The sequence below is a fragment of the Actinomadura geliboluensis genome (assembly GCF_005889745.1).
Classification (GTDB): Bacteria; Actinomycetota; Actinomycetes; order Streptosporangiales; family Streptosporangiaceae; genus Spirillospora; species Spirillospora geliboluensis.
The window spans coordinates 1-2168 of sequence record NZ_VCKZ01000682.1; the positions used below are offsets into that span (position 1 = coordinate 1).

Annotated in this window: 2 protein-coding genes; both read left to right on the forward strand. The window is 65.7% G+C overall.

The features are described from left to right. Nucleotides 1–124: 124 nt before the first annotated feature. Nucleotides 125–1135, forward strand: a complete 1011-nt coding sequence (locus tag ETD96_RS43440) for a cupin-like domain-containing protein (RefSeq protein WP_138642298.1) — start codon at nucleotides 125–127, stop codon at nucleotides 1133–1135. Between the two features lie 368 nt (nucleotides 1136–1503). Then, a partial coding sequence (locus ETD96_RS43445; protein WP_138642299.1) for a DUF6801 domain-containing protein occupies nucleotides 1504–2168 on the forward strand: 665 nt, incomplete at its 3' end.

Here is a 2168-nt window from a genome sequence, read left to right on the forward strand (position 1 = left end):
GAAGACGGCATACGAGGTGTCTTAGGGTCTCGTGGGCTCGGAGATGGGTATAAGAGACAGCTTCCCGCGCCGTCCCGCACCGCCCCGAAGGGATGACATCCGCCCGCGAAAGAGGAGGAACGCCATGACGACGACACATCCGAAGGAGCAATGGCGTCGCTGGATCGCCGAGAACCTGCTGCTCGGCAATCCGCCGGAGGTGATCCGCGCGGCGCTCGTCAAGAACGAGTTCAGCGAGGAGGAGGCCGCGCGGGAGGTGGCGGGCGCGCTCGCCAGCCCGTACGTGCAGGGCGCGTCCCGCATCGCCAACCGGCTGCGGAAGCGCGAATGGACGCTGACCGTCTACGGCCGGCTCGCCCGGATGCGTGCGAACGCCGGGGAGATCGAGCGCCGGGAGCGGCTGTCGCGGGACGAGTTCTTCGAGGAGTACTACTTCCAGAACCGCCCGGTCATCATCGCCGGAATGCTCAAGTCGTGGGCGGCCTGCGCCAAGTGGGACTTCGACTACCTCCGTGAGAGGTGTGGCAGCAACGAGGTCGAGGTGCAGTTCGGACGCGAGTCCGACGAGAACTACGAGATCAACGGGCCGCGGCACAAGAGGCTGATGCCGTTCCGCGATTACGTCGACATGGTCGAGGCCGCGGGGACGACGAACGACTTCTACATGACGGCCAACAACACGTCCCGCAACCAGCAGGCGCTGGACGTCCTGTGGGACGACATCGACCCCCTCTCCGAATACCTCGACGGCGACCCGCGAGGGCGCAGTTTCTTCTGGCTCGGCCCGGCCGGGACGAAGACGCCCTACCACCATGACCTCACCAACAACTTCATGGCGCAGGTGATGGGCCGCAAGAAGGTCAAGATGGTGCCGCTGCACGACACCGCGTACGTCTATAACACCGTGCACTGCTATTCGGAGGTCGACGCGAGCGCGGTCGACTACGAGCGGTTCCCGGCGATGCGGAAGGCGCAGGTCCTGGAGTGCACGCTCGCGCCCGGTGAGCTGCTGTTCATCCCGATCGGCTGGTGGCACTACGTCGAGGGCCTGGACGCCACGATCACGATGAGCTTCACCAACTTCCTGCGCTACAACGACTTCGCGTCCGACTACACGACGTACAAGCACCTCTGAGTGGGGGCGTTGGGGGCGTCGATCAAAGGGCGAAGAATAATCGTCCGTTGATAATTTCTCGGTGATTGTGTCGGAGGGTGAGCAAGGCTTGCCCTGGGCTCGTGTTGATGTGTTGAAAAGTGCGCATTATCTGGGCTCTGGAAAAGCCTTGAATCGGTGAGTGTCAACGCTTCCGATTTTGTCAGTCGGCCGTAAAGACAGCGCTCTTGGGAGTCGATAGTTTTCCGGCCTGAAGCGCACGACATCTGCTCGAAATCTCCCCGAAGCACACGAATGATCCGCGGAGGTGACCCGAATCTCGGGGGATCGCACGATCCGGTAGCGCCGCGCCAGGCGCGCCCGGTCTCGTCCAGACGAAAGGCAGGACGTTGGAAGCCAAGCTCAGCAAGCGCAGAAGGTCCGGGGCCAAGGGCCTCGCCGCCGCGGCCGTCGGCGGTCTCGGCCTCTCCCTGCTCGGCGTGCTCGCCGCCGGCCCCGCGATGGCGGAACCGGTCAACCAGTCGATCAACTACCACTGCGTCTTCCCGCTGATCGGCAACCAGCCGCTCACGGTGGACGTCGAGTCCGACATCCCCGCGCAGATCCCGGTCGGCGAGTTGACGCCCGCGTTCCACATCAAGGCGACCGCGCACATCACCGGCACGATCACCAACGGGCTCCGCGCCGTGAAGGCCACCACCTTGGAGGGCACGGCCACGGCGGACGCGGTGCTGTCGGTGCCGGAGTCGCCGGAACTGCCGGTGGCGGTCGACGTCGTCATCCCGCCGGTCGACATCCCGCAGCAGGCGGGCGCGACCTGGGACCTGGTCGCCGAGGGCGACGCCCCGCAGCTGGTCTTCAGCGAGGCCGGCCCCGGCGAGATCTTCGTCGAGAACATGCTGCAGCGCATCAACCCGAAGAAGGCCGACGGCAGCGAGGTCTGGGCGGGCGGCAAGGACGTCCAGTGCACGAAGGACCCGGGCCAGGACGACCCGTTCGCCACCTTCGAGATCACCAACGGGACGCCCACGCCCACGCCGACCCCGACCCCGAC